At 59.9% G+C, this 20,703-nt stretch carries 21 protein-coding genes; 1 reads left to right on the forward strand and 20 read right to left on the reverse strand.

The genetic code is table 11. From position 1 onward, the window contains the following. Positions 1–157: 157 nt before the first annotated feature. From QQS38_RS13840 to QQS38_RS13890, 11 genes are all read right to left on the reverse strand, one after another. Positions 158–2,434 (reverse strand): S8 family peptidase, encoded by a 2,277-nt coding sequence (locus QQS38_RS13840; protein ID WP_479645935.1) that lies wholly within the window; start codon positions 2,432–2,434, stop codon positions 158–160. A gap of 187 nt (positions 2,435–2,621) precedes the next feature. Continuing rightward, positions 2,622–3,647: an AAA family ATPase gene (locus QQS38_RS13845; RefSeq protein WP_479645936.1), complete on the reverse strand. Its 1,026-nt coding sequence runs from the start codon at positions 3,645–3,647 to the stop codon at positions 2,622–2,624. A 38-nt stretch (positions 3,648–3,685) separates the two neighbouring features. Next, positions 3,686–3,988, reverse strand: a complete 303-nt coding sequence (locus QQS38_RS13850; protein WP_479645937.1) for a helix-turn-helix domain-containing protein — start codon at positions 3,986–3,988, stop codon at positions 3,686–3,688. Positions 3,989–4,292: 304 nt separating this feature from the next. Next, positions 4,293–4,517 carry a hypothetical protein gene (locus QQS38_RS13855; protein WP_479645938.1) on the reverse strand — a complete coding sequence of 75 codons (225 nt, stop codon included), beginning with the start codon at positions 4,515–4,517 and terminating at the stop codon, positions 4,293–4,295. A gap of 819 nt (positions 4,518–5,336) precedes the next feature. Further along, a complete protein-coding gene (locus QQS38_RS13860) occupies positions 5,337–6,107 on the reverse strand; it encodes a carbon-nitrogen hydrolase family protein (protein WP_479645939.1) in 771 nt (256 codons plus the stop codon). A 678-nt stretch (positions 6,108–6,785) separates the two neighbouring features. Then, positions 6,786–7,229 carry an antirestriction protein gene (locus QQS38_RS13865; protein ID WP_479645940.1) on the reverse strand — a complete coding sequence of 148 codons (444 nt, stop codon included), beginning with the start codon at positions 7,227–7,229 and terminating at the stop codon, positions 6,786–6,788. 72 nt (positions 7,230–7,301) lie between these two features. Continuing rightward, positions 7,302–7,814 (reverse strand): hypothetical protein, encoded by a 513-nt coding sequence (locus QQS38_RS13870; RefSeq protein WP_479645941.1) that lies wholly within the window; start codon positions 7,812–7,814, stop codon positions 7,302–7,304. Positions 7,815–8,362: 548 nt separating this feature from the next. Further along, positions 8,363–8,998, reverse strand: coding sequence for a DUF3577 domain-containing protein (locus QQS38_RS13875; protein ID WP_479645942.1), 636 nt, complete (start codon positions 8,996–8,998; stop codon positions 8,363–8,365). Positions 8,999–9,275: 277 nt separating this feature from the next. Beyond that, positions 9,276–10,604 (reverse strand): TraB/TrbI/VirB10 family type IV secretion system protein, encoded by a 1,329-nt coding sequence (locus QQS38_RS13880; protein WP_479645943.1) that lies wholly within the window; start codon positions 10,602–10,604, stop codon positions 9,276–9,278. A gap of 11 nt (positions 10,605–10,615) precedes the next feature. Next, positions 10,616–11,653 (reverse strand): TrbG/VirB9 family P-type conjugative transfer protein, encoded by a 1,038-nt coding sequence (locus QQS38_RS13885; protein WP_479645944.1) that lies wholly within the window; start codon positions 11,651–11,653, stop codon positions 10,616–10,618. Next, entirely contained in the window at positions 11,650–12,429 is a 780-nt protein-coding gene (locus tag QQS38_RS13890) for a VirB8/TrbF family protein (protein WP_479645945.1), read from the reverse strand. Before QQS38_RS13890 ends, QQS38_RS13885 begins: the two co-directional genes overlap by 4 nt. Positions 12,430–12,507: 78 nt before the next feature. On the opposite strand from QQS38_RS13890, the gene QQS38_RS13895 reads away from it, so the two are divergent. Beyond that, entirely contained in the window at positions 12,508–12,768 is a 261-nt protein-coding gene (locus tag QQS38_RS13895) for a hypothetical protein (RefSeq protein WP_479645946.1), read from the forward strand. A gap of 11 nt (positions 12,769–12,779) precedes the next feature. Here QQS38_RS13895 and QQS38_RS13900 read toward each other — a convergent pair whose 3' ends face one another. From QQS38_RS13900 to QQS38_RS13940, 9 genes are read right to left on the reverse strand one after another with little or no spacing between them, the layout of a single operon-like run. Continuing rightward, a complete protein-coding gene (locus tag QQS38_RS13900) occupies positions 12,780–13,814 on the reverse strand; it encodes a type IV secretion system protein (protein WP_479645947.1) in 1,035 nt (344 codons plus the stop codon). Between the two features lie 20 nt (positions 13,815–13,834). Beyond that, complete coding sequence (locus QQS38_RS13905) at positions 13,835–14,113, reverse strand: hypothetical protein (RefSeq protein ID WP_479645948.1); 279 nt, start codon at positions 14,111–14,113, stop codon at positions 13,835–13,837. 10 nt (positions 14,114–14,123) lie between these two features. Then, the gene (locus QQS38_RS13910) at positions 14,124–14,357 is read right to left on the reverse strand and encodes a hypothetical protein (protein WP_479645949.1); all 234 of its coding nucleotides are present in this window, start codon (positions 14,355–14,357) and stop codon (positions 14,124–14,126) included. Between the two features lie 40 nt (positions 14,358–14,397). After that, complete coding sequence (locus QQS38_RS13915; RefSeq protein ID WP_479645950.1) at positions 14,398–15,222, reverse strand: conjugal transfer protein TrbJ; 825 nt, start codon at positions 15,220–15,222, stop codon at positions 14,398–14,400. Continuing rightward, positions 15,215–17,914, reverse strand: a complete 2,700-nt coding sequence (locus tag QQS38_RS13920) for a VirB4 family type IV secretion system protein (protein WP_479645951.1) — start codon at positions 17,912–17,914, stop codon at positions 15,215–15,217. The genes QQS38_RS13915 and QQS38_RS13920 overlap by 8 nt, the downstream gene beginning before the upstream one ends. Beyond that, positions 17,911–18,264, reverse strand: coding sequence for a VirB3 family type IV secretion system protein (locus tag QQS38_RS13925; protein WP_479645952.1), 354 nt, complete (start codon positions 18,262–18,264; stop codon positions 17,911–17,913). Before QQS38_RS13925 ends, QQS38_RS13920 begins: the two co-directional genes overlap by 4 nt. A 15-nt stretch (positions 18,265–18,279) precedes the next feature. Then, a complete protein-coding gene (locus QQS38_RS13930) occupies positions 18,280–18,696 on the reverse strand; it encodes a hypothetical protein (protein WP_479645953.1) in 417 nt (138 codons plus the stop codon). Further along, positions 18,689–19,735: a CpaF family protein gene (locus QQS38_RS13935; protein ID WP_479645954.1), complete on the reverse strand. Its 1,047-nt coding sequence runs from the start codon at positions 19,733–19,735 to the stop codon at positions 18,689–18,691. Before QQS38_RS13935 ends, QQS38_RS13930 begins: the two co-directional genes overlap by 8 nt. After that, positions 19,732–20,256 (reverse strand): lytic transglycosylase domain-containing protein, encoded by a 525-nt coding sequence (locus QQS38_RS13940; protein ID WP_479645955.1) that lies wholly within the window; start codon positions 20,254–20,256, stop codon positions 19,732–19,734. Before QQS38_RS13940 ends, QQS38_RS13935 begins: the two co-directional genes overlap by 4 nt. Positions 20,257–20,703 lie beyond the last annotated feature (447 nt).

Here is a 20,703-nt window from a genome sequence, read left to right on the forward strand (position 1 = left end):
TTAGGCCGCTGGCCTCGTTCGAAGCGCCCTGAAGCGGCGCTTCCAAACGTGTTGACCTCTGATTGCATTGGAAACGGCCATAATGACGGTGTCCAGATTGCTCGCAGCATCTTTTGCGCGCGTGGAGATGAGCGCTCTGCGGGGGCCGAGCCGACTATCAGACCTCGATCGCAATCTTGTTCGCGATTACGCTGTACAGGTCGATGTCCATCTGCTCCGTTCGCAACGAAACGATGAGGCTATAGCGAGCGGGCAAGGCGTAGCGCTCTAAACCAGGGCGCGTGCGCCACCAGCCTGCGGACGGATAGACGGCTAGAAAACCGCGGCTGGCCAACTCCGCGGCGGTGCCTTCCCAGACATCCTGATGTAGCGAGCCACGGTGCCGCTGTCGGTCGCCCAGGTGCCACCCGGCATCGCGAGGGTTGGCGGCAGCGCCATCGTCTTCCTGCTGCGCGGCCGCGTTGATCCGAGCCACGAAATCCTCGACTGATGCCTCAAGAGGCCGCTTGAGGTCAAATCGCAGGCGATGCGACGGATAGTGGAACTTCGAGGTTGCACCGCGGGCCGATGGATTGGGCTCCACGAAATAAGACAGCGTGACTCGCATCTGCACCCGGGCGTTTTGCAGGGCCTCAAGCTCCTCCTTCGGCCATGGCAGCGCATGCAGATTCATATCGCGGCTGACCACGCCGCGCCCCTTCTCCTTGGTGTAAGGGTGGACTGCATCTTCGATGACCAGAGACAACGAGTTGGCCGCGCTCCAGAGCGCGAGCTCGAGATCCGGCGTTCCCCAGCCGCAATGACGGATCAAATTCACATAGTCCTGCTTACTGGGTTGCCCACCGGCAGGCAGGAACATTTGCCGCATCGTTGGCGTCCACTCAGCGGCGTGAACGATCAGGGCTCGGACCGTTTCAGCCCGGAATTGCGGGTACGCCGCCATGACCTGGGCGGCCATCCTCGCGCAGAGAGCCGATGCCGCACTCGTCGCATTGGTCGTCGTGAACAAGCGCTCGTCGGGCACGTTGTGCGTAGTGAGCAGATTGAGAGCGGGAACTGCGGAAGCACCCAGCTTGTCCTTGCCGACATTGCCCCCTTCGAAAACCACGTCGGGTTTCAAGGGCCACGCGCTGTCCCATGTACGCGATGTCGTGGTGTAGGGGCTGAGGCCGCCTTCCGCAGCAATCGCCGCCAGGCCCGCGATTTCAGTGTCAATCTTGTGCGTGCAGGCGCCGACGGTCAGTGCATTCCAAGCTTGTCCCGGGTCGTGCACGAGGTTCGTCGCCAAGCTATCGGGATACGTCATCCAAGCGTCGTGACTGCGGGTGTTGCCAGATGCCAGAACGAACAGCCGCGGGGTTTCGCCTCCGCCATCGACATCTGACGCAAGGCGGTCAAGCATCGCCGACCACGAGGAGGGGCGACCGCGATCACGGTAGTCGGATGCGGTGACCGCCGTCGCGAAAACACGCGCACGGTCGGGATGGGTGATCTCTGGTCGGCTGACCGCCTCGGCGAACAGATAGGCATGATGCCTGGCGTCACCTGCGTTGTCGCCCTCTTCGGAAACGAGCTTCACAGACTCCAGTCGATGCGTCAACGTGACTGGCGCGGCCTGTCCCACGGCCGCGGTGAGCTCGCCGTAGGTAGCCAGACCTGCCAGGCCAGTCCCGTGATTGGCTGTGTCGTCGACTCCCCATGCGGGGTTGACAGTGTGCTGGTCAGGCCCGTCCAGCAGCGGCGCCAGCATCGGATGACCACGATTGACCCCGGAGTCGATGAGGCAGACACGCGGCGCGCCGGCAGCAGGCCAAACGGCGTGCGCCAGCATGTCGTCCATCCACGCACCTTGCTCTTCAACACCCATCCCATCGAAGAACTCAGCGGTGTCCTTCGCCTTGCGAAGTTCGGCAACGCAGTTGAGTAGCAGCACCGACTGGCTCAACTGCGCTTCGGATCCGAACATCGTGATGACTGTTCGCTCGGGAAAATTCGCCTGGTGCTCGCTGACTTCGCAATCTGCGGATTGCGCAAGTTTGCGAAAATCTTCAACAACCTTCTGCCGATCTTCTCGTACCGGCAGCCACACTTCCCACCAGAACGCTGTGCTAGCGTCGTCGGGTAGGAGCGCCGGGTCGTCGGTCCACAGCGCGCGTAGCTCTGCTCGACGGATAGACGCGATGGTGTTCAGCAGCGGCTTGTGGTCGAGCGATTGACCAGATGCACCCTTGCGGTCAGCCAGATACTCGGCGACGTAGGTCTCGAAGTGCTCCAGCTTGCCATCAGGAACGAACACGTTGGCAAAGGTCACGTCGCCCGCCTTGCGGACGCTGAGCAACTCGATGTGCTTCGTCTCGTTTCCGAGGCTCTGGAAAGCCAGTTCAACGTCGGGCTGGCCCTCGAATTCGACCTGAAGGCCGAGGCCGCTTTCCATACCGCTTTCTCGCTGGGCCTGTGTTGCCTGCGCCATCAATGGTCTGAGCGCTTGCAGCTGTCCCTGAAGCGCCTGGCCATGTGTTTGTCGATCCCTCGCCGGTAGTGGAGGCGACGAACCGCCCCCCGGGCTGTGTGCTGTAAAGGCAACGGCCTCAGACGTGTTGTGAAGTACGAGGTGGGGACGTTTATCGGCCTCTGGTGGCATCTCTGGATGGCTTGTTGTTATTTTCGAGTCGTGCGCTCAGGCGACGTCGCTCCTCCAATGCTCGAACGAGCATCTGCGTCGAAACCTGCTCGCCTTCGTGCATAACCGTTTCCTTGATCGCTTCGTCCACCGCGCGCCGGATCTCTGCATAGCTAAGACCTTCCGCTTTCGCCGCCAAGGACTTCAACGCGAGCGGCTTCGGCGCAAATCGCGCGAGTCGACTGCGGATCAGTTCTCCCGCTTGCTGAGCGCTGGGCAGGTGGTACTCCAGGACATCATCGAATCGGCGAAAGAGCGCGTAGTCGAGGATCTCGGGATGGTTGGTCGCGGCGACGATCAGACTGTGAGACTGGTCGTGCTCGATCATCTGCAGGAAGCTGTTGAGCACGCGCCGTATTTCTCCCACGTCGTGCGCCAGCCCACGCTGAGATCCAATGGCATCGAACTCGTCGAAAAAGTACACGCCGCGCACGTCACTGATGGCATCGAACACCTGGCGCAGCTTGGCCGCGGTTTCGCCCATAAATTTGGTGATCAGCGCATCGAGGCGCACAAGAAAGAGCGGCACGCCAAGTTCGCCGGCTAGCACCGAGGCGGTCATCGTCTTTCCTGTGCCAGGGGGCCCTACGAGCAGCAGCTTGCGTCGCGGCGATAGCCCGTGCTCGCGTATGCGCGCGTTCAAGCGCTGCTCTTTCAGGATGCGCTGTATCTGCTCGACGACGCCTGCATCCAGGACCATGTCGACCAGCCGGCTCTTGGGATAGGTCACATGGAGCAGATTGGCCAGTTCGCCGCGTGGTTTGGCAAGCGGCACCAGCTTGCCTGGCTCTGCGTTGAGCCCACGGGACTTCGCGGCGTCGATCATGTCACGTATCTCTTCAGCCAACTTGCCGTGGCCGACTTTGGCCTCATGCGCTGCCACCTGCATCGCCACGGAATAAAACTGGCCATCGTCACGGTTGATATGTGACTTCACGAGCGCCCTGAGTTGATCAGCGCTGGCCATGATGGGCTACCTCCCTACGAATCGTTGCAAGCTGCGAATCAGCCATGCGCGCCCTCATTCCGATCAGCCGGCGCCGATGACACCACCGCGCGCCGCAATTCATCAACCAGACGTTTGTCGATGCACCCAAGGTCGGAGGGCTCGGCAGCCACCAGAAACAATGTCCCGACGGGCACATGCAAAGCGTCTGCAATTTTCGCGACCGTAGAAAGCGTAGGGTCGCGCTTGTTGTTCTCAAGAAGCGACAGGTAAGAGACGGAACATGCGGCGCGGCGGGCCACGTCGCCCTGTGAGATGCCCCGATGCTGGCGAAACCAGCGAATCGCTTGTCCTACGTTCATATTGATCCTCGGCGGCGACCACCTGGCTCGCCTCGACCCATCTTGAGTTCGCCATTTTACCAGTAGTCAAATCAATCGAGGGTCCTTTCGAAGGCCGCGGCGGGATACGTCAGAGGGAGTCCCCGTGGCAATCTGAACGCTCGGGATGTTTGCGCGCCGTGCGCAAGTATCTAGCCTTCCGACGAGACTTCGCCGGGCACTACGGCTGCTGACGATCGCCCCAAATGCGCTCAAACATGGTGGCCTCCTTGACGGCGTTGAAAACGGCCATGATGACCTTGCTCAGATTGGTCGAGGTCACGATCTACAGCGCGTTGCGGCGGCTCAACGCTGTACGTGATTCGAGGAGCGCGTGGTAGATCGTCCACGGATCGGCGTCCCGGTTCAGCTTCATCATCGCTTGGATCAGGCCGTGCTCAAGCGGATCAAAATGCCGGTACGGAACACGCTGTCTACGATTGCCCACGTTCAAGGCCAGCAGGTTGCCTGCCTTTACCTCGTAGCTGATCCAGTGCGCGAATTCCGCCAAGGGCAGGTTGTGTGGGAAGCTTCGAAAACATCGAACAGTTCTGTGTGCCGCCGTTGCATGTCCGAAAGCGGCGAAGGGATACGAGCTCGCAGTGGCGAGACTGCCGGCAGCCGCTACGCAGCCGCCGCCGGCACCAGCGGGAGGGAGTCGTCGGTCTTGGCCACAACAAGGATGGGCGTCGTCACAGGATGCTGAGGCCGTGCCTCTGCGTGGGAGTTACTACATGCGGCGGCCGTTAGGCTCCCCATGCAAGGCAATGAGCAAACGTCGGCTTCTGGCCGCACAGCGTCCCAAGATCGAGCACGACGATGGTCTCGGGCGCGCGCCTCATGCAAGAGGCATAGAGCGACCCCTATGCTCAGGTCGCAACTATGCGCACACGCCATGAGATCGACGGCGCCGCGCTCGATTCGGTGAGGATTTGGGCCGAGGTCTTCTTCGCATAGTTATAGCGTCCGCAGTGCTGCCGGGAGTGAATCCGGGGCCTCGCGCTACATACGGCGATATTGGTCTGCTGAGCGGTTCGAGCCGTGCATGTGCCCTCGTTCTCATTGCTAGGTCGGTCTCGACCTAGCGGTGATGATTCGTCCTGCCATCATGGTCAAGCCAAAGCGACTACTTCACTTACCAGAAACTATGTCTAGATCCACGCTGAACGACCGCACCGGAAGCCGCGCCGGCGCTGAATCGGCCACGTGCCAGCGCATGATCTGCATATAGTTGCGACCTGCGCATAGTGGCCGACTTTGGAAGAGGGATGTACTAAAAGGCCAGTCGAGCAGGCACTCCGCCGGCCGTGCCTGCGGAGCGAGAGTGGCACTACAGATTCACCGCGCGCAGAAGCGGGACGCCTGACAGCCGAGCGACCGATTCAATGCTTTGTCGCTGAATTTTCGCGAGTGCAAGGTCGGGCGCAAACCAGTCGTTGACGATACTGATGAGAACATCGGGCCTGCGAACGTAAAGCCGCCAATGCGGCCACAGAAGGTAGTCTTCATAGCAAATCGAAAAGCCGACGAGCTTCTCGCCGACGCTTGTGTATTGTTGTCCGAGCGTACCTAGGCGAGCACTGACGCGCGCACCAGGACGCCAAAGCCCGCCGGGCACAGGCTGTCGGCTGTCAAATCGTCCGTGAGCCGCTCCGAGCACGATCGCACTATCGGTATAACGGAAGTAGTTGTTTGGCGTCGGGGCGGTGGCGTGCGCCTCGTCGCTAGGCAGGTCGGCACCGAAAACCACAGTTTGCTGTCTACTTGCAAGATTGGCGATGAACGGACGCCACCAGAAGCGGACAGCGGGGCGCCACAGTCCCACGGTCTCCTCGGGCAGGATCACGACGTGATTGCCCTTGTCGAAGGCAGCTTGCGCCGCAAGCATCGCCTCTTGCGAGCGGCGGAATAGGGCACCGTAATTCGACTGATCGAGCTTGCCGAAGCTGGAGTTCACGGCAGCCCAACCGGTTGGTGCATGCGGCTGCGAGGAGAGATGGGCCGCCAATGCCAACCCCACTATTGGCAAGGCCGCGAGACGAGCCTGCAAGTTTCGCGGCGCAGCTGCTGCGATTGCGATCGCCGAAAGTCCGAGCAGCAAGGCGACAAGTTGCCACCCGGGGAATAGCGCGCTAGCGACGTGGAACGGCGAAAGCCACCCGATGATGCCGAGCGGCGGGACGCACGTCAGAAGCGTTGCGATTGCGGCTCGCCACGCATACCCGCGTTGACAATTGTTTGGTTTTGCTAGCGCCCAAGGCGCTGCAAGCGCGATCGCTTGCGAAAGCCAAAGCAGGATGCCGAGCTCAAAGGCTGACGACGGAGTTAGTTCGCCATGTCCAGAGAAGAACCGTTCGCTGGCAATCGGAATGTCGCGTGCGCCGGTCAGGTAGTACCCGATCCATACAGCCGTCGCTGACCAGCGGCCCTTGGCGAGAGACCAAATCGCTGGCAACGCGAGCAGCGCAATGAGCCAATGGCCGGGAAACCAAGCGATCAGCGCGATGGCTGCTCCCGCGGTGGCCGTAACCAAACACCGGATAGCCGCGAGCGCTGTCAATCGACGATGGCTTACGACTCGGGTTGGAGATCGAAGTTCGAGGCACGGGGGAGCAATCAAACGCCGCGGGGTTGCTCTGGGCCATATGCGATGGAGTCGGATATGCATTGTGTCGCGGTTCGTGTGTTGCTGAGGATGGAGGGTGCGCCGCCGGGAACAGGCATCGACGTTGTGAAGCGAGGGCGCCACGCCGGGCACCCTCGCATTGGGAGAAAACCGCTAGTCAATCGCAGCGCTGATCGCGCAAGCTTCCGCGTGATCGCTTGCAAACTCTCGTAGGCTATAGAACAGCCGCTCGAACCGGACATCGCGCGTTCGCCATACGAGCCCGTTAAACGCGAAAAGACATGCAACAATGCCAGCGGCGTCAGCGCTCATTTCAGCGTCGAAGCCGTTCCCCGAACATTGCAGCCGCATGCGTTTGTCGGTGCTCGGGGCCATGTAAAACCCACCGTTACTGAGTTCATAAAAATCCCAGTACCCACCGGCGTAGTCCTGACAAAGCGACCCGAGCGTTTGATACACCATCGCCTCGGCGGTCAGCATATGACGCCCGAAGTACTCCGGAAATATCTGCATCCGTCGCAGAACGGGCACCAGTTGAGCTTCGATCTTGGGGCAGCTATCGGTGAATGCGTGATTGGACGTCATGGCATTCTCCAAGAAGTAGATTGAAAGTCGTTTCCCCCGCGGACATAGAACGAAGCGAGGGAAACACCACACACGTAATGCCGATCAGCAGGCCTCCAGCGAGCGAAGCAGCTTCCGAACTTGCATTAGTTCATCGATGGGGATTTGAATCGCGACATGCTTGCTATCGCGATCGGGCTGAGGACCGGCCTCTACGTAGGAAGCATCGACGGTGCGTGCGAACCGCAAGAGGGCATGCGAGGCGCCGATACAACGCATCGTCGCGACCGACGGATCCGCCGGCGGCAATTCATCGACTTCATCGAGCGACGCTAGCTGCATCGGTCCGTCAGGATTGACGGGCTCGAACGCGTGCATGAGGATGGGCAGCGTGGCCGAGTCATTCCACAAGGTGCCCGCATCGAATGCACGCTTCAGCAACTGCATTGCGTGCTCTCGATGTGACGCTTCCACGCCTACGACCACGCGTTGCACGTAGTCGACGTCGATTGTTGCGATGAAGGCGGGAAGATCCTCGTTGAATCCAGGGAGAAACGGCAGCCGACCTCGATGTGCCGTGCGCTTAAACGTAGCCGACAAGTTTTGCAGAAATTGCATGGTGTTGAGCTCCAGAGACGCGGAGCGCACCCCTGGCGGGGAGCGGTCCCCGCGGGGTTGAACAAGAAATTCCGTTCGCTTTCTTCAAGCGAGCAGCCACGCCCCCAAGATCGCGAGGCGCCGGAACCGGGCTGCGTTACTGCGAACATGTCGCGTGACGTGCGACACACGGATTCGCAGAACCGGCGAATCAACGGGTGAAGACATTCCTTAGGGCTGCGCCCGAGCACTAGGGGATGTCTCCTGGCGTACGCGTTGTCGCCTCAGCGCACGGCCAGGAGTTGTTAAGCGCGAGTGCGCGCTAACGGCACAGCGTTTCGAGGCCGCTGTAGGCCCGCGGTGGACATGAAGGCTTGCTGGTAATGCGCGCGAAGCGTCGATGAGCTCCCGCTTGCCGGAGCGAGCGAATCGAAGCTCGCTCCGGCAAGCGGGCACGAGGCATCGATAGCCGATGCCGTGTCCGAGGATCGTTGACGACAGGTCGCATGGAAGAGGGATCCCGCTAGGAGCGAGATCCCCATAGAAGTGAAATCAACTATGGCAGAGGCTTAGGCTGCAGCTCCCGCCGAACGGCGTACGGATCGGCGAAGGAAACCGCTGCCGTGGCGTTCGCCTTCGCGGCGCTCGGCCGATGGTGAAGGACGAGCGTTGTTGACGGTAGGCTTCTTGACCTCGGAGACTTCCTCGCGTGCATCGTGGTGATCGAGTTCACCATCCTGACGATCGTCTGCCTCGCCGTCGGTGTTCTCGCTCTCATCGTCCCCGTCTTGCTCTTCGCGATACACGAGCTCGCCATCGACTTTGACCCACGATACCTTCAAAAGACGCCCTTTCAACACGGTGCCCATCTGACCCGCTCGATCGCCCTTCTTGATCTCGTAGGTACTGATGTAATGGTCGCCGGCGCGAAAGCAAACGAGGACTTTCCGATCTCGGTCATTGGCGTCGTCGGCATAGGTCATGATGACGTCCTTCGCCTTATCGCCGGACACGATCAGATCAAGGTTCAGATAGACGATGCCGTTCTCGACGTCCGGATCACCATGAAACGCGGCGATCGAGCAGGCAAGAAACGGTTTCGCCTTAGCGCGACCCGACGAAGCAACCTCGCGCACGCGCGAAAGGTAGCCGAGACCGCAAAGGTGCAGATCGAAATACTTCTTCGCTTGATTGGCTTCAGACATGACGACTCTCCTAAAGAAATGGGGAATCGCCAAGATGCCCCAGCGGGGAATGGTCGATTCCCCAACTGGGCTAGCAAGAAAACTCCGAATCACGAGGATCTGCGGCTATCCAGATATTGCTTTACGCTGGACGGAGACGAACCGCATTCGCACTGCCACTACAAAGGTGCCGGACAAGCTCCGGAGGGCATATTCAATTGCCCATAATAGGCAACCACGTATGGAAATCAAGTCTCCGAATCGATGTGAGGGGTTCGGCGTTCCAAGAATGTGCGTCTCACGATCCTCCTGCTGAGGCATCGCAGAAGCTATGGACAATGCGAGGCGGGATCACCATGTCCCGTGTCGTTACGATCACCATGCGCTGTCCAGGGCGGGTAGTGAGTGTGGGCTGGATGTTCATGTTTCGCTGCAGCATCGCGTGAGTCGTCTGCGACAACGATTCCGCTGCAGCGGAGGACATGTCGTTTGACGAACCACCATTGATGTTGATCGTCGTACCCGTTGGCTGCGACTGATTGTGGCCAACCCAGGCCGCTACGCCAGCTATCAACAACGTCGAGCCGAATATCTTGAAGAAATGGTTGTTAACATCGGCCGTCAACCCAGCGTTTCCGTTCGGGTCCGCTCCTGCCATCTTCGTCAGAGACATGTTTGCGCCGTTTGGCCAAATCATGCGCGTCCCCGCAAGCAGTAGCCGCTCTTGGCCGATCGCGATGTCGCTGTGTGCGATGCCGACGATCTTTGTGCCTTTGGGGATGAGCACACATTCGCCACGGATACTGTCGACGATGTCGTGGTCAACCAGCGCTCGGAAGGTGCCCGGAAGATCGCTATTCGTGCCTCCCAGCATCACAGTGTTGATCGGCGTTCCCTCCATGACCATGTACGGCGATGGAGCGGGCGTCGGCGCCAGCGGCGCCGATGAGGCATTGCTTATTCCGGCAGCGAGCCGGCTGCCTTTGCGGGCACGGTTCGGCAAGTTGGCATCAAGCCGGCTCAATCCCACGGCGTCATTCGACTCACCTTCCGCGCCCTGATTTGCGGATGCGTTCGGGGAATTCGCCTCCGCTGCGGCTGTCAGTCCCGCCACAACGCTTGAAAGCGAGTTTGATCCGCCAGCGGAAGTGTCCTGCTGCGAAGACGTGTCCTCGTACGCGACCAGAGACTGATTGTCCAGTTGCTCTGCCTGACGCTGAAGCGCCAGGCGGTCCTGCGCTGAAAGGCGCTCGCCATCCGCGCTTGGCACTTTGAATCCTGGCGGTAGTGGTCCATCGCCCGGCCTGCCTTTAGGTATTCCTGAATCGTCGAACGGAGTACCCCCAGCAGGGGCGGTAGCGGCGTGCAACCGTGCTTGAGCTAGATTGCGCTGATCTTCAAGGCGTTTAGCGAGTGCCTCCGGACGAGCGGCAGGCTCCTTGGCAGCAGCCCGGAGTTCTTCCTGTTCGCGGCGTTCCGCTGCCGTCAAATGTGAATGCGAAAGGTACCGCACGATGACGATCGCGAACAACGTACACCCTAGAAGAAGCAGCAAGAGCTTGACGAAGTCGCGACGAATGCGTGTACGCCGCAGCGGCTGTGGGGTGAGTGGCGCTGGCTGATTCATATCGGCCTTCCTCAGGATCTGCCGTACAAGCTCGCGTTGCGCGAGTCGCCGTCTGACTGTCGATATGTATCGTTGCTGTGGGTACAGCCGTGCGTGCCGCAACGATCTCGATTCTGGTTGTAGATGCGAACCTTTACCTTGTCGCGCTCCAGCAGCAGCCCGTATTCGGTAATTTGCGGTACTTCGTAGATGTCGTTGCCTAGCGAGATGAGGTCCGTGATTTCACCGTCGCCGTGGCTGTCCAGCACCATGACCGCCGGCAGTCGAGCATTGTGCGGCAGCTGCAGGTACGTGAAGCGCCCGTTGTCGACAACGAGGGTTGGGGTAAATGGAGCATCGCCTTCGACCTTGTAGTCGAAGTTCGCATGAGTCAAATCGATCCGTGGGCCGGACCCGCTATCACCATCACGGTGTGGTGTGGCCGGGACGTTGTTGCCATACTCGACCCCGAAGGGCGAGTCTTTTGTTGCGGCGCCCGCGTCATTGTCGCCATAGTCCCACGAGACGCGATGGTTGAACGAGCCGGAATCCGTCGAGCGTAGCTCGAGCTCATAGCGTCGGCGGCTCGTAATGATCGTGGCCGCATTTGATAGTGCGCCGAGGCGCGCCTCGATGAAAAGGTCTCGCTTTGTTATTGCCGTGTGATACAGCCAACGCTTGCCTGTGTTCGATAGGTAGACACCAACGACTTCTTCGTCAGGCGCGAAGACGATATGCGTCTCTTGGTCAGTCCTTAGCCGCACGAGGAAGGTGCAGTCTGGATCGTAGTCGTAGCTGACGAGTGATCGATCGCCGACGGCCGCCGTCGGACCATGCGGCGCGCACGATTTGGAAATCGTACGAGGGACGATGCTCTTCCTGTTCCCTCCGGCCAAGGCGGCTGGAGAGGGCCGTAGCGGCTTCTCAACGTGCGCTGTCTTTGCGGCGTCGATCGCTGAATCCGAGACTGGGATAGGGGCGCTCGCCTGCGCGTGAGCTGCACAAGCGGACATCGCAGCAGTCAGTGCGATCGCAAGGCGCGCTGCTCTCGATAGCGTCATCAACTTCATTGCGTTACTCCGGGATTTACGCCGGTATAGGGCGTGACGGTGAAATGCGTGATGCGAAGCCCCAGGGGATTGTCCTTTTCCTCGCCGGGGCGTAGTTGCTCTGGTGCGAAGAGGGAGTCGATCGTCAGGAGCAACTGCTTCGGCGGTTGGGGCTTTCCGCCCACGCTTTCTACAAGCGTCACGATCATGTAAGCCTGGCGACCGTCAGGCGAGAACGACGTCGAGTTCTCAATGAACTGCCGCGTCAGCCCGGGCGTGTCGACCACGCGCCGAGCGACGGGATCCGTTTGCGTGATGTACGTCTCGAGCTCTTTGGTGGCGGCGCCGGATGTCCAAGCGGATGCCGCCGGTATTTCACGTGTCAGCGTATCCTGCGTGTCCGCTTCGATAGTGAAAACGCGCGACGCCCATTTCACGAGGAAGTAGCGCTTGTTTCCCGAATCGGGTGTGTAGTCGCGCGCATATCGGTCCGACCGCCATACGGCGCCGGATTTGGGGTCGTGCTCGACGAAGTAGGGCTTTGGTCCGCTATGCGCGGACTGAACGACGAGCGCCGCGCCCTCGGCCATGGCGATTAGCGCAAATAACGTCGCGACTTTGATCGCGAGCCTTTTTTCCCATATGGGGCGCTGAAACGCGGCAAACCACGCGGAGACACCTCGGTCCGTTTGCGATCGGGACTTGTCTCTCGCCGAAGACGGGGCCAGCGCACCCGGCTCCAACGATTCTTCCCCGTCGGGGTAAGCGATCGTTTTACTACCTATCCACTCGAACATTGTTGACGCGACTCCTTGTCATATCAAAGCCTCGCGGCCTAGACTGCAAATGCAACAGGCAGCCAGCGGAGTGATGTGATGGAACGCGCCAAAATCATTCTTTTGTATTTCGTCTTGCCGATCTTCGGATTTGCCGGGTACGTCGTATCGCAAGTGGGGATCGACCAATTGAACTGGGCCCTGTGGCTGACGGGCTTGATCGTCGCGGCGGTGCTTGTGTTGATCAACACGCGGCGACAAGAGGATCCTCGCGACGACATTCGCCGTCAGGATGAAGATTGGGACGGGTACTACACGATGCAGCAATCGGAACGACTGCATCATCGGCATCCGGATTGATCGGCACTGGGTCATCTCTTTTGTCCCGAGATGACTCTTCTTGCGATAAAGCCTCGGCCGAAACCACCGAGTCCACCTCCGCCGCTGCCGGTAACAAGCCCCTTCGCGATTTCCGGCACCTGCCACATCATGTAAGCGCCGATGCCTGCCACAAGCGCCATGGCACACGCTGCGAGGTAGTTCGCAGCGTAGTAGGCGTCCGGGTTGGTGCCAGCATGCGCTGCCGCTTGTTCAGTGATCGATCGAATTGCAGGAAGTACGCCTCGAGTAACGATGGCCATCATGAGCCACGCGACCACCTTGTAGAGACCTGCCGAAATGGTGAACTTTAGCCACCCGTCGAAGAGAAAGTCGGTCGCGGGCAGCAAATACCACGGGGCTAAGACGGGGCCGAGGCACAACGCGATGCTGAGCAGCAGCGAGCCGAACTGCACCACGACCACGAATACAAGCGTCATGATCAGAACCGCAAGCATTGCCAGCGCCTTGGCGAAGAATGCCAACAGGATGAGCGGAAGGTTCTTGACTAGCGTCCAAATCGAGCCGAGTGCGCCTGTTGACCCTTGGCCGGTATCGGCAGACGACGTGCCGCATTCGAGGTGCGTGGCGCCGGGAATGACCATGCCCTCCGGAGTGGTGTCGGGCACCTGTTCACATGTCTGCGCTGCTTCGCCCCGTGCGTCCTCGATGATCGTTGCGCCCGCGCTGACGAGGACGCGGACAAGCTCTGCCGGATCGTTTTCGCTTCCTGCGACTCGGCTGGCCATCGTCTGCATGTTGCCGACAAAATAGTCGTGAACCGTGCTGGTCCATGACATCAGCATCACGAAGAGAATCGCGCACTTGATGATGTGCCGGAAAAGATTGGCAAAGAAGCTCGGAAAGTCGCCGTCGAGTCCCCACATCAACATGTGCCAAACCGCCATGATCAGGCCAAGGGTGCCCAGCAAATCTAGTCCGTCCGGAAGAAACACGGTCTCCAGGCTTCGCGCCTGAGACTGCATCAGCGCGAAGAGAGTATTGAGAACGGACAGAACGTCATTCATTGGGCTGTGCCGCCTGGGTGTCAGCGCAGAAGCCCGGTTACTCGAAGAACGAGCAACATGGTCGCCATCGGTACGGCGACAACGGCGGCGGCAACCAGGCGCGGATTCTCCGCATGGACTGTCAAAACGCCCATGAGAAATGCGAGGCGAGCGCTCCTGCCAATGCGCTTATCGATCCGCGCTTTCCTCGCATCGCCAGTTGCTTGTTCGGACTCGTGCTGGTCCGCGACAGCGCGCAACACCAGCTTGAGCTCGGCGCGCGTGATGCAGACGTGCAGAATGAGCCAGCGAAGCAACATGTCAATCGTCCTAGTCGTGCAATAACTTGAAAGCGGGGGCCTTGCGAATAGTCTCCTGCTCCTTGCGGTTGATTGCCGCCGCTCTGTCGGCCCGTTCGCGGGCGAGTTGTTGATCCCGCACTAAGGCGGCCTGCTCGCGTTGAGTGCGGTCCGCGTACACGGTCAGCAAGCCCGCGACGCTAGCCGCGAGCATCGCGAGAATGGCGATGGCAATCCAGTGCGACAGCAGAAACGATTTGAGCATGTGAACCTCCGTCTCGGTTGCTACCCGTTGGCTGCGGTTACTACTGATCCTGCAGCAGATTCAAGGCTGGTGCCCCCTGAATCGTTTGTTGCTCCTGTCCGTTGACGCTATTGGCCATCGCCGCGCGAGCTTGCGCAAGCCGGGCTGCGTTGGCTTGAACGTCGGCTTGTGTGGCACGGTCTTGCATCTGTTGTGCGACTTGCCGCGCGACCAACGCGTGCAAGTCGACCATTTCGCCCGCCAGGACGTTCGATTGTTGATTGAGCATCTGCAGGCCCTGGACGTTGCCGGTGACATTGGGGATTTGGCTCTGGATCTGCTGAAGGTTTTGCGCACGCGAGGCTAGGTTGTCGAGGCTCGACATGTCCGTATTCAGTTGCTGGCGATAGAGCCCGCCGCGGGTGGCCGCCAGGTTGGTGTAGGCCGAAAGCCACTGGTTGGGTGTCATGCCCGTTGTGCCCATTTCCGACATGCTTCTGCCGAAGAGGGAGTTCGCCGAATTGGCGGCTGCCCGAAGCTGAGATACAGCGGTGAATAGCGATTGATAGCTCGATAGCTGAGAGCGGTAAGGCGAGAAGGTCTGGTTGATCAGGCCGCCCGGCACCTGGATGAGGTTTTGAAGCCGAGTGATCTGTGCCTGGACGTTCTGCTCGACCATCTGGGCTTCATTCGCCACCGAGGAGACCAACTCGGCGTGGTTGGCCAGTTGTGTGACCTCCGTTGCACCTCCGCCGGCTATCCCGCCGCCGCCCGCTCGGGCTTCACGCGCTGGGCCAGCAAAGACGACGACCACATAGAGGAGCAATGCGACCGCCCGAGTCCGTCGCATCCGCAGTTGCCGACCTTGGATTCCGGTGTTAGGCATGATCGGCTCCGGCCAAGTCGTCCTCGGCTTGACGTAGCGTTCGCTCGATAGCCGCCGCGATGTATCTTTCGCGCCAGTCGGCCGCACCGGAGCGTAGGTGCTGGTCAAACAGGACTTGCGCGCTCATCTCGGAGCGCAGGATTGCGATTGTTTCGGCGTCGAGGCGAGTCGAGATGCGGCGCGACGCTCCGCTGACCTCGGTAATGAAGTAGTCGCGCTTTCGAACGAGCGACTGTATGACGGAGATTTGCGAGTCGGACAGTCCGAAGTCACGCTGATACGCCGTTCGTGCCGAAGGCGTCAGGTTTTCGGTGGGGACGAATACGCGCACGAGTACGTTGTCGCGGATCTGCGGCCAGATCTTGGATGTCGACACCTGCTCGGGGGATTGCGCGTCCATCCAGACACAGCCGAGCTTCTTGCGCATTGTGACGATCCAATTACCGATGCGTTCGGAGAAAGCGTCGTCATCGAGCAAGTGCCAAATCTCGGGAAGCATAACGAGCGTCGGACCGATTTTCCCCGCTGTTTCACGCGCAACGATTGATTGTTCGATGCGGTAAGCCAGGTACGCCAGAAACGGTTTTCCAGTGACGGGTGTGGCGAGCAGTCGATCGGTCGCCATCGAGATCCAGCGGCCGGAATCGTCATCCGCCGCGAGTTCGAAACTGTCTTCGAGGTTGTCGAAATAGGTGGCGTAGGGACCATCTCCGACCCATAGCGATAACTCGTCAGCCATCGGCCCTGCCGCGATCGACGCGTGGATGGTTGACAGCCGCCATAGCCGCTTACCGCAAGTGCGGGCAGCGAAGAGCGCCGCCTGTAACTCCCGCATGTCGTGGGCCGTCAGTCGATAAGCGGCGCGAGCCTCGACGAGCGTCTTTATCCACTCGACGAGGAAGTCGATATGCGTTGCGTTCGCGAGTAGGCTGAGCGGATTTAGATTTGCACGCTCTGCCTCGTTCGCTTCGGCTTCGAAGGTCATATACCGACCACCCTGGAGCACGGTCGGTATGCGCATGGACCGGTCTTTGTCTAGCCCGATCGTCCACGCGTTCGGATACTTTCGAAACAGCGTCGCGCAAAGGAGCAGGAACAGTGTCTTGCCGAAGCCCGTCCGGCCGCACACGAGCATATGGCCTACGTCTTGTACGAATGCGGTGAACCAGAACGGTGTTCCGTATTCGGTAGGGAAAGCGGCAAGAGCGGGGCAAAGCTGGCCGGTCTCCTTGGTCAGGTGCCGGTTAATCGGGTCGCCGCGAGAGACGCCGCGCAGCGGAAACAGTCGAGCCGCGACGCGAGATTCGGGGAATGACCAACGCGCGCATTCACGCCACATTCCGGGGATCGTCGTAGCGAACGCAGAAAGCGCGTGCAATGTCTCGCGCACGGGCACCATATGAGCGGCGTGAAGCGCCTCTTCGACAGCTTTGTGCGCCGCAAGCGCTTCCTGGCGAGCGTGCGCATCGGCTTCCAGAATGGCACCTTCGCCGATGGGGCATTCGTAGACGCTTGAGTAGGAGAGGATCGAGAGGTTGTAGTTGCCGTAGGTTTCTTCGGCCATTTCGACCTTTCCGGCCTGCCGATTGGCTTGTGCTGCGGCCTGGCGCCGCGACTCGTTTTGGCGTGGCGCATGCTCGACATCGCCGCCGCGGATCGCGGCAGCGAACAATCCCCGGAGGTCGAGGCGCCGGTTTTCGTGGTATCGGCGCATGCGATTGAGAAACTGCATTGCAGCGCCCGGTGTCGCAAGCCGAAAGACGTGACTGATCGTGAGCTCGCCGGGGATCTTAAGCAACCCATCAAGACTGATAGGTGAGACCGTCTCTGGCCAGAACTCGCGTCCGGTTGGAATGCCGGTCGCGATGCCGATTCGACAGCGTGCGTTCGCGTCGAATTTTAGGTAGTCGTGGCCCGGAATGATCTCGGCGTCGCACATAGACCCATCCAGAGCTGGTGTGTCTGGAAGCGCGAGAGCGTTGATATGATCGGCCGAAGGGGAGGCGCAAGCATGGAGGAATGCGCCTAGTTTTTCGTTTTCCAATCGCTCGCAACAGAGATCCGGATTGGACGCGATGAAACCCTCCAGCATGCGCTCGAACGCATCTACCGCGACTGCAAGTTCACCGGCGGCGTACGCAAACAGGTATTGGTCCGACAGCGTGGCGCGTACGCCTTGCCAGAGCGACGCGAGAACTGGCATGCGCTCGTGCGTGACTCCGTGCATGAACCGCCGTGCAAACCGGTCGATTCCGACCTCTGGCGCCATGCAGATCGAAAGGGTATGGCGATTCACATAGTTCGACGATGTACTGAAGCTTCGACGCATCGCATCGTCGACGCGCTGGGCGATCGGGTCCGGCATCGGGGCCGTCAGGTAGCGGCTGGTTCGACGACGATGGACCGTCCACCATAGCGAGATCGGCGCGCGGGTTAGAGGCCGCATTGCTTGGATGACATTGCGGACCAATTCAGCAACGCGTGCCGTCGATAGGCTGTCGGTGTCGGGGCCGGTAAATGCATACGACGCCATGAGAGCCGAGTCCTTATTGACGATCAACTGATCGTTGAACTTGAACAGCCACGGCACGAGCTCCGCCACCGCGCGCCGATCGCCGTCTATCTGACGTGCGATTTGTGCGAGCGATTCCGCGTCAAACGGTGAGGTGATAGGGGCGCTTTGACGCTTCATACAAGGGCTCCGCGCCCGAAACCTTTGGGGCGACAGTTGATACGCTGATACTGAAATTGGCGCGGCTCATAGTAGTCGCCTTGCTTGCGGTACCGGAGATAGCATTTGATGAGGTCAGGATCTTTGCGCACCGATAGCCACAGCAGGGGGTGCGTCAAAAGCGGTGCGGCCAAGACGTACCAATTCTTGAGGCCGATGGCGACCAGGAGCACGGTTGCGACCTCGATCACTGTCCACGGCCGATCGACGCCGAGAAGGCGAAATTGCTCGAGGGTCGTTTTGTCGACTTTGACTGCCAACCCGTTGTCGGCATGGTTGTCGTCGCGACTGGTGACGAGGTCTTCGTTCATCGGCTCGGTACCCTGTTACATTGTTCCGGTGCAGGCGGCGCCGTGGTTAAAGACCTGCGCCCAAAGCAACGGCATGTTGAGGACGCCCATGGTGACCGCGACGCCACGAATGATGCTCGTCTTGATGTTGTGACGGCCGTCGTCCAAGCCCCACAGGATCAGAGAGCCGACAAGCATGGTGAGGGACACGATTTCAAGCAGCTCGTTGTCGAGCACCTCTTGATAGACGTTGCATAGGCCGCCGTTCCATATGCCTGCGTGAGCCAATGTCGGAATGGTCGCAAGCCACAATGCCACAGCTACTAGCCGAAGACGGCGTTCTCCATCTCGATCTTTGTCCGCAGGAAAACAAGGCCGCCATGCGAGTAACGCTTTTACGTCCCTGAGACGTTTTGAGAGGTGGCGCACAGCCATAAGAAGCGATTTACGCATCGATCAATTCCTCGTTTGCGATTTTCGAAAAGAGCAGCCGCGTCACATAGCGGCCGCCTGATACTCCGAGAACTTCGCGGATCTCGACAGGGCCGCGTGAAGCGCCGTGACGCGCGGCATGGACAAAGAAGCGGAATGTGGAGGCGATCTTTTGACGTAGGTCTTCCAGCGGAAGAAGTCGCCCCTCGTCGCTCATACGGATCAGTGATTCGAGGCGCGCCGGGGCGGTATCCGAGGAATCCGCATGAAATGAAACAACCGAGCCGGGATGCCCGGTGTTCAGCGCTTCCATCAGGTCGAAGGCTTCAGCGCCTCGTACTTCGCCCACGATGATTCGATCTGGTCGAATGCGTAGCGAGAATTTCACCAACTCGCGCATGGATATGCCGTGGTTGGTTTCAAGGCCGATGTAGTTCGGCAGTCGGACCTGAAGCTCGGCAGTGTCTTCGATTGTGATGGTCCGATCGTCTGGATCCATCGCGTCGAGAAGGGCATTGAGAAGCGTCGTCTTGCCAGATGACGTACCGCCGGAAAGCGCGACGTTGATGCGCTCGCGCATAACCCATTCGAAGAACTCACGCACGGCGCTTCCACCTGTCGACAGGCGAGAAAGAAGTGCCTCGTTGGTCCGGGTGGAAGAGGGACGCACCGAAGCGGGTAGCACGCGAAACGCGCCAGCTTTCTCATAGTCGGTCAGTGCGACTCTATGACGCGTGTGCTTGCGAATGCACAGCATGTCGCCATAGATCGCTATAGGGGCGCGGGCGGCCGCAATGCGAAGGCCCGGCAGCCTTGCGTCGAGCAGATGCGTTTGTTCTTTAGCGTTGATATTGGCGAGTATCGTGATCGCTCGGTCCAACGCGTCGGGATGCACGTGGCAGTCGGGCACACGCAACATCGTGCCGAGGCGCTCGATCCAGATGTCATCGGCGCGGTTAACCATCACTTCTTGAATGCCCGCCTCTTGCGCAAGCGCCCAAACGCTGCTGAGGTATTCCTGTAGCACTTCGCGCGCGGTAGCGAGGGTGAGCTTGTTCACGGCGTCGACCCGGCAACAGTCATTTGGGCATGTTGCAGATTCGCAGGTTCTTGACGAACGGGGACTGTGTCAGCGTGGTCGTTTAACGCGCGGTACACCTTCGATGCGTACTCCACGCGCTTACGCGGGGTGCGAGCGTTGTAGGCGCCGACGGCGTTCCACGTGAGGCCGAACTGTGCGACGTTGCGTGCGAGCAGCCATGCTGCGACGTACGAGCTTATGCAGGGATCAAAAAGAGCATCCGGCCGGATGCCGTAGCGCGACAGTGTCGGCACCCATGCGGTATCGATCTGCATGAGTCCGATGTCAGACGATCCATTTGTGTTGTGGTGAACCGCATGGGCGTTTCCATTGGATTCAACGCGTGCGATCGCTTCTAGCAGCCGAGGGCTGACATAGTGGTAGTGCGCCGCATCGGCGATACAGGCGCGCTCGGGAGCGGTGAATGCCTCAGCGTGTGCTGTGCCTGAAACCAAATTCGCGGCGAACGCCACAAGAAGGGCGTCGGCGATCGTTTTCATGGAGTCATTTCTGAAGAGACGTAAAGAAAAAGCCCGCCGAAGAGTGCGAGGGAGTGCCTCTTACGGCGGGCAACAGCGCGTGTCGGTTCAGGGGAACCCGACGGCTCAATTGAACAGCTTTGAGGGCGATTCTTCGCCTGGATGGTTGCAAGCCGCCCGCGAGAATCTAAGCGCCATTTGATGTGGGAAGCGACGGTGGTTCATGACGCGGAGATATAAAGGCGGCACAACCTGAAAGGCGGGGAGAGGCGGGGAAGGGGAACCAAGGCTGCCAAAGGAGAAGGGCCCTATCCAAAGGCCGCGCGTGAAGCTCGGAAGCTATCGCTTCACGCGCTAAATGCCGCAAAGGCTTAAGGGCAAAGAGGCTCGAGGTAACGGGGAAAAAGGGAAAGGCCGATCGGCCAAAAGCGCCGGAAAGGGATCCCGCAGTGCAGAACTGTCCGAGGT

Source organism: Trinickia sp. Z7, from assembly GCF_056498045.1.

Coding starts and splice junctions, on each gene's coding strand:
- QQS38_RS13840 (WP_479645935.1), bottom strand. CDS start 2,434: ATGGAAAGCGGCCTCGGCCTTCAGGTCGAATTCGAGGGCCAGCCCGAC.
- QQS38_RS13845 (WP_479645936.1), bottom strand. CDS start 3,647: ATGGCCAGCGCTGATCAACTCAGGGCGCTCGTGAAGTCACATATCAAC.
- QQS38_RS13850 (WP_479645937.1), bottom strand. CDS start 3,988: ATGAACGTAGGACAAGCGATTCGCTGGTTTCGCCAGCATCGGGGCATC.
- QQS38_RS13870 (WP_479645941.1), bottom strand. CDS start 7,814: ATGCAATTTCTGCAAAACTTGTCGGCTACGTTTAAGCGCACGGCACAT.
- QQS38_RS13875 (WP_479645942.1), bottom strand. CDS start 8,998: ATGTCTGAAGCCAATCAAGCGAAGAAGTATTTCGATCTGCACCTTTGC.
- QQS38_RS13880 (WP_479645943.1), bottom strand. CDS start 10,604: ATGAATCAGCCAGCGCCACTCACCCCACAGCCGCTGCGGCGTACACGC.
- QQS38_RS13885 (WP_479645944.1), bottom strand. CDS start 11,653: ATGAAGTTGATGACGCTATCGAGAGCAGCGCGCCTTGCGATCGCACTG.
- QQS38_RS13890 (WP_479645945.1), bottom strand. CDS start 12,429: ATGTTCGAGTGGATAGGTAGTAAAACGATCGCTTACCCCGACGGGGAA.
- QQS38_RS13895 (WP_479645946.1), top strand. CDS start 12,508: ATGGAACGCGCCAAAATCATTCTTTTGTATTTCGTCTTGCCGATCTTC.
- QQS38_RS13900 (WP_479645947.1), bottom strand. CDS start 13,814: ATGAATGACGTTCTGTCCGTTCTCAATACTCTCTTCGCGCTGATGCAG.
- QQS38_RS13905 (WP_479645948.1), bottom strand. CDS start 14,113: ATGTTGCTTCGCTGGCTCATTCTGCACGTCTGCATCACGCGCGCCGAG.
- QQS38_RS13910 (WP_479645949.1), bottom strand. CDS start 14,357: ATGCTCAAATCGTTTCTGCTGTCGCACTGGATTGCCATCGCCATTCTC.
- QQS38_RS13915 (WP_479645950.1), bottom strand. CDS start 15,222: ATGCCTAACACCGGAATCCAAGGTCGGCAACTGCGGATGCGACGGACT.
- QQS38_RS13920 (WP_479645951.1), bottom strand. CDS start 17,914: ATGAAGCGTCAAAGCGCCCCTATCACCTCACCGTTTGACGCGGAATCG.
- QQS38_RS13925 (WP_479645952.1), bottom strand. CDS start 18,264: ATGAACGAAGACCTCGTCACCAGTCGCGACGACAACCATGCCGACAAC.
- QQS38_RS13930 (WP_479645953.1), bottom strand. CDS start 18,696: ATGCGTAAATCGCTTCTTATGGCTGTGCGCCACCTCTCAAAACGTCTC.
- QQS38_RS13940 (WP_479645955.1), bottom strand. CDS start 20,256: ATGAAAACGATCGCCGACGCCCTTCTTGTGGCGTTCGCCGCGAATTTG.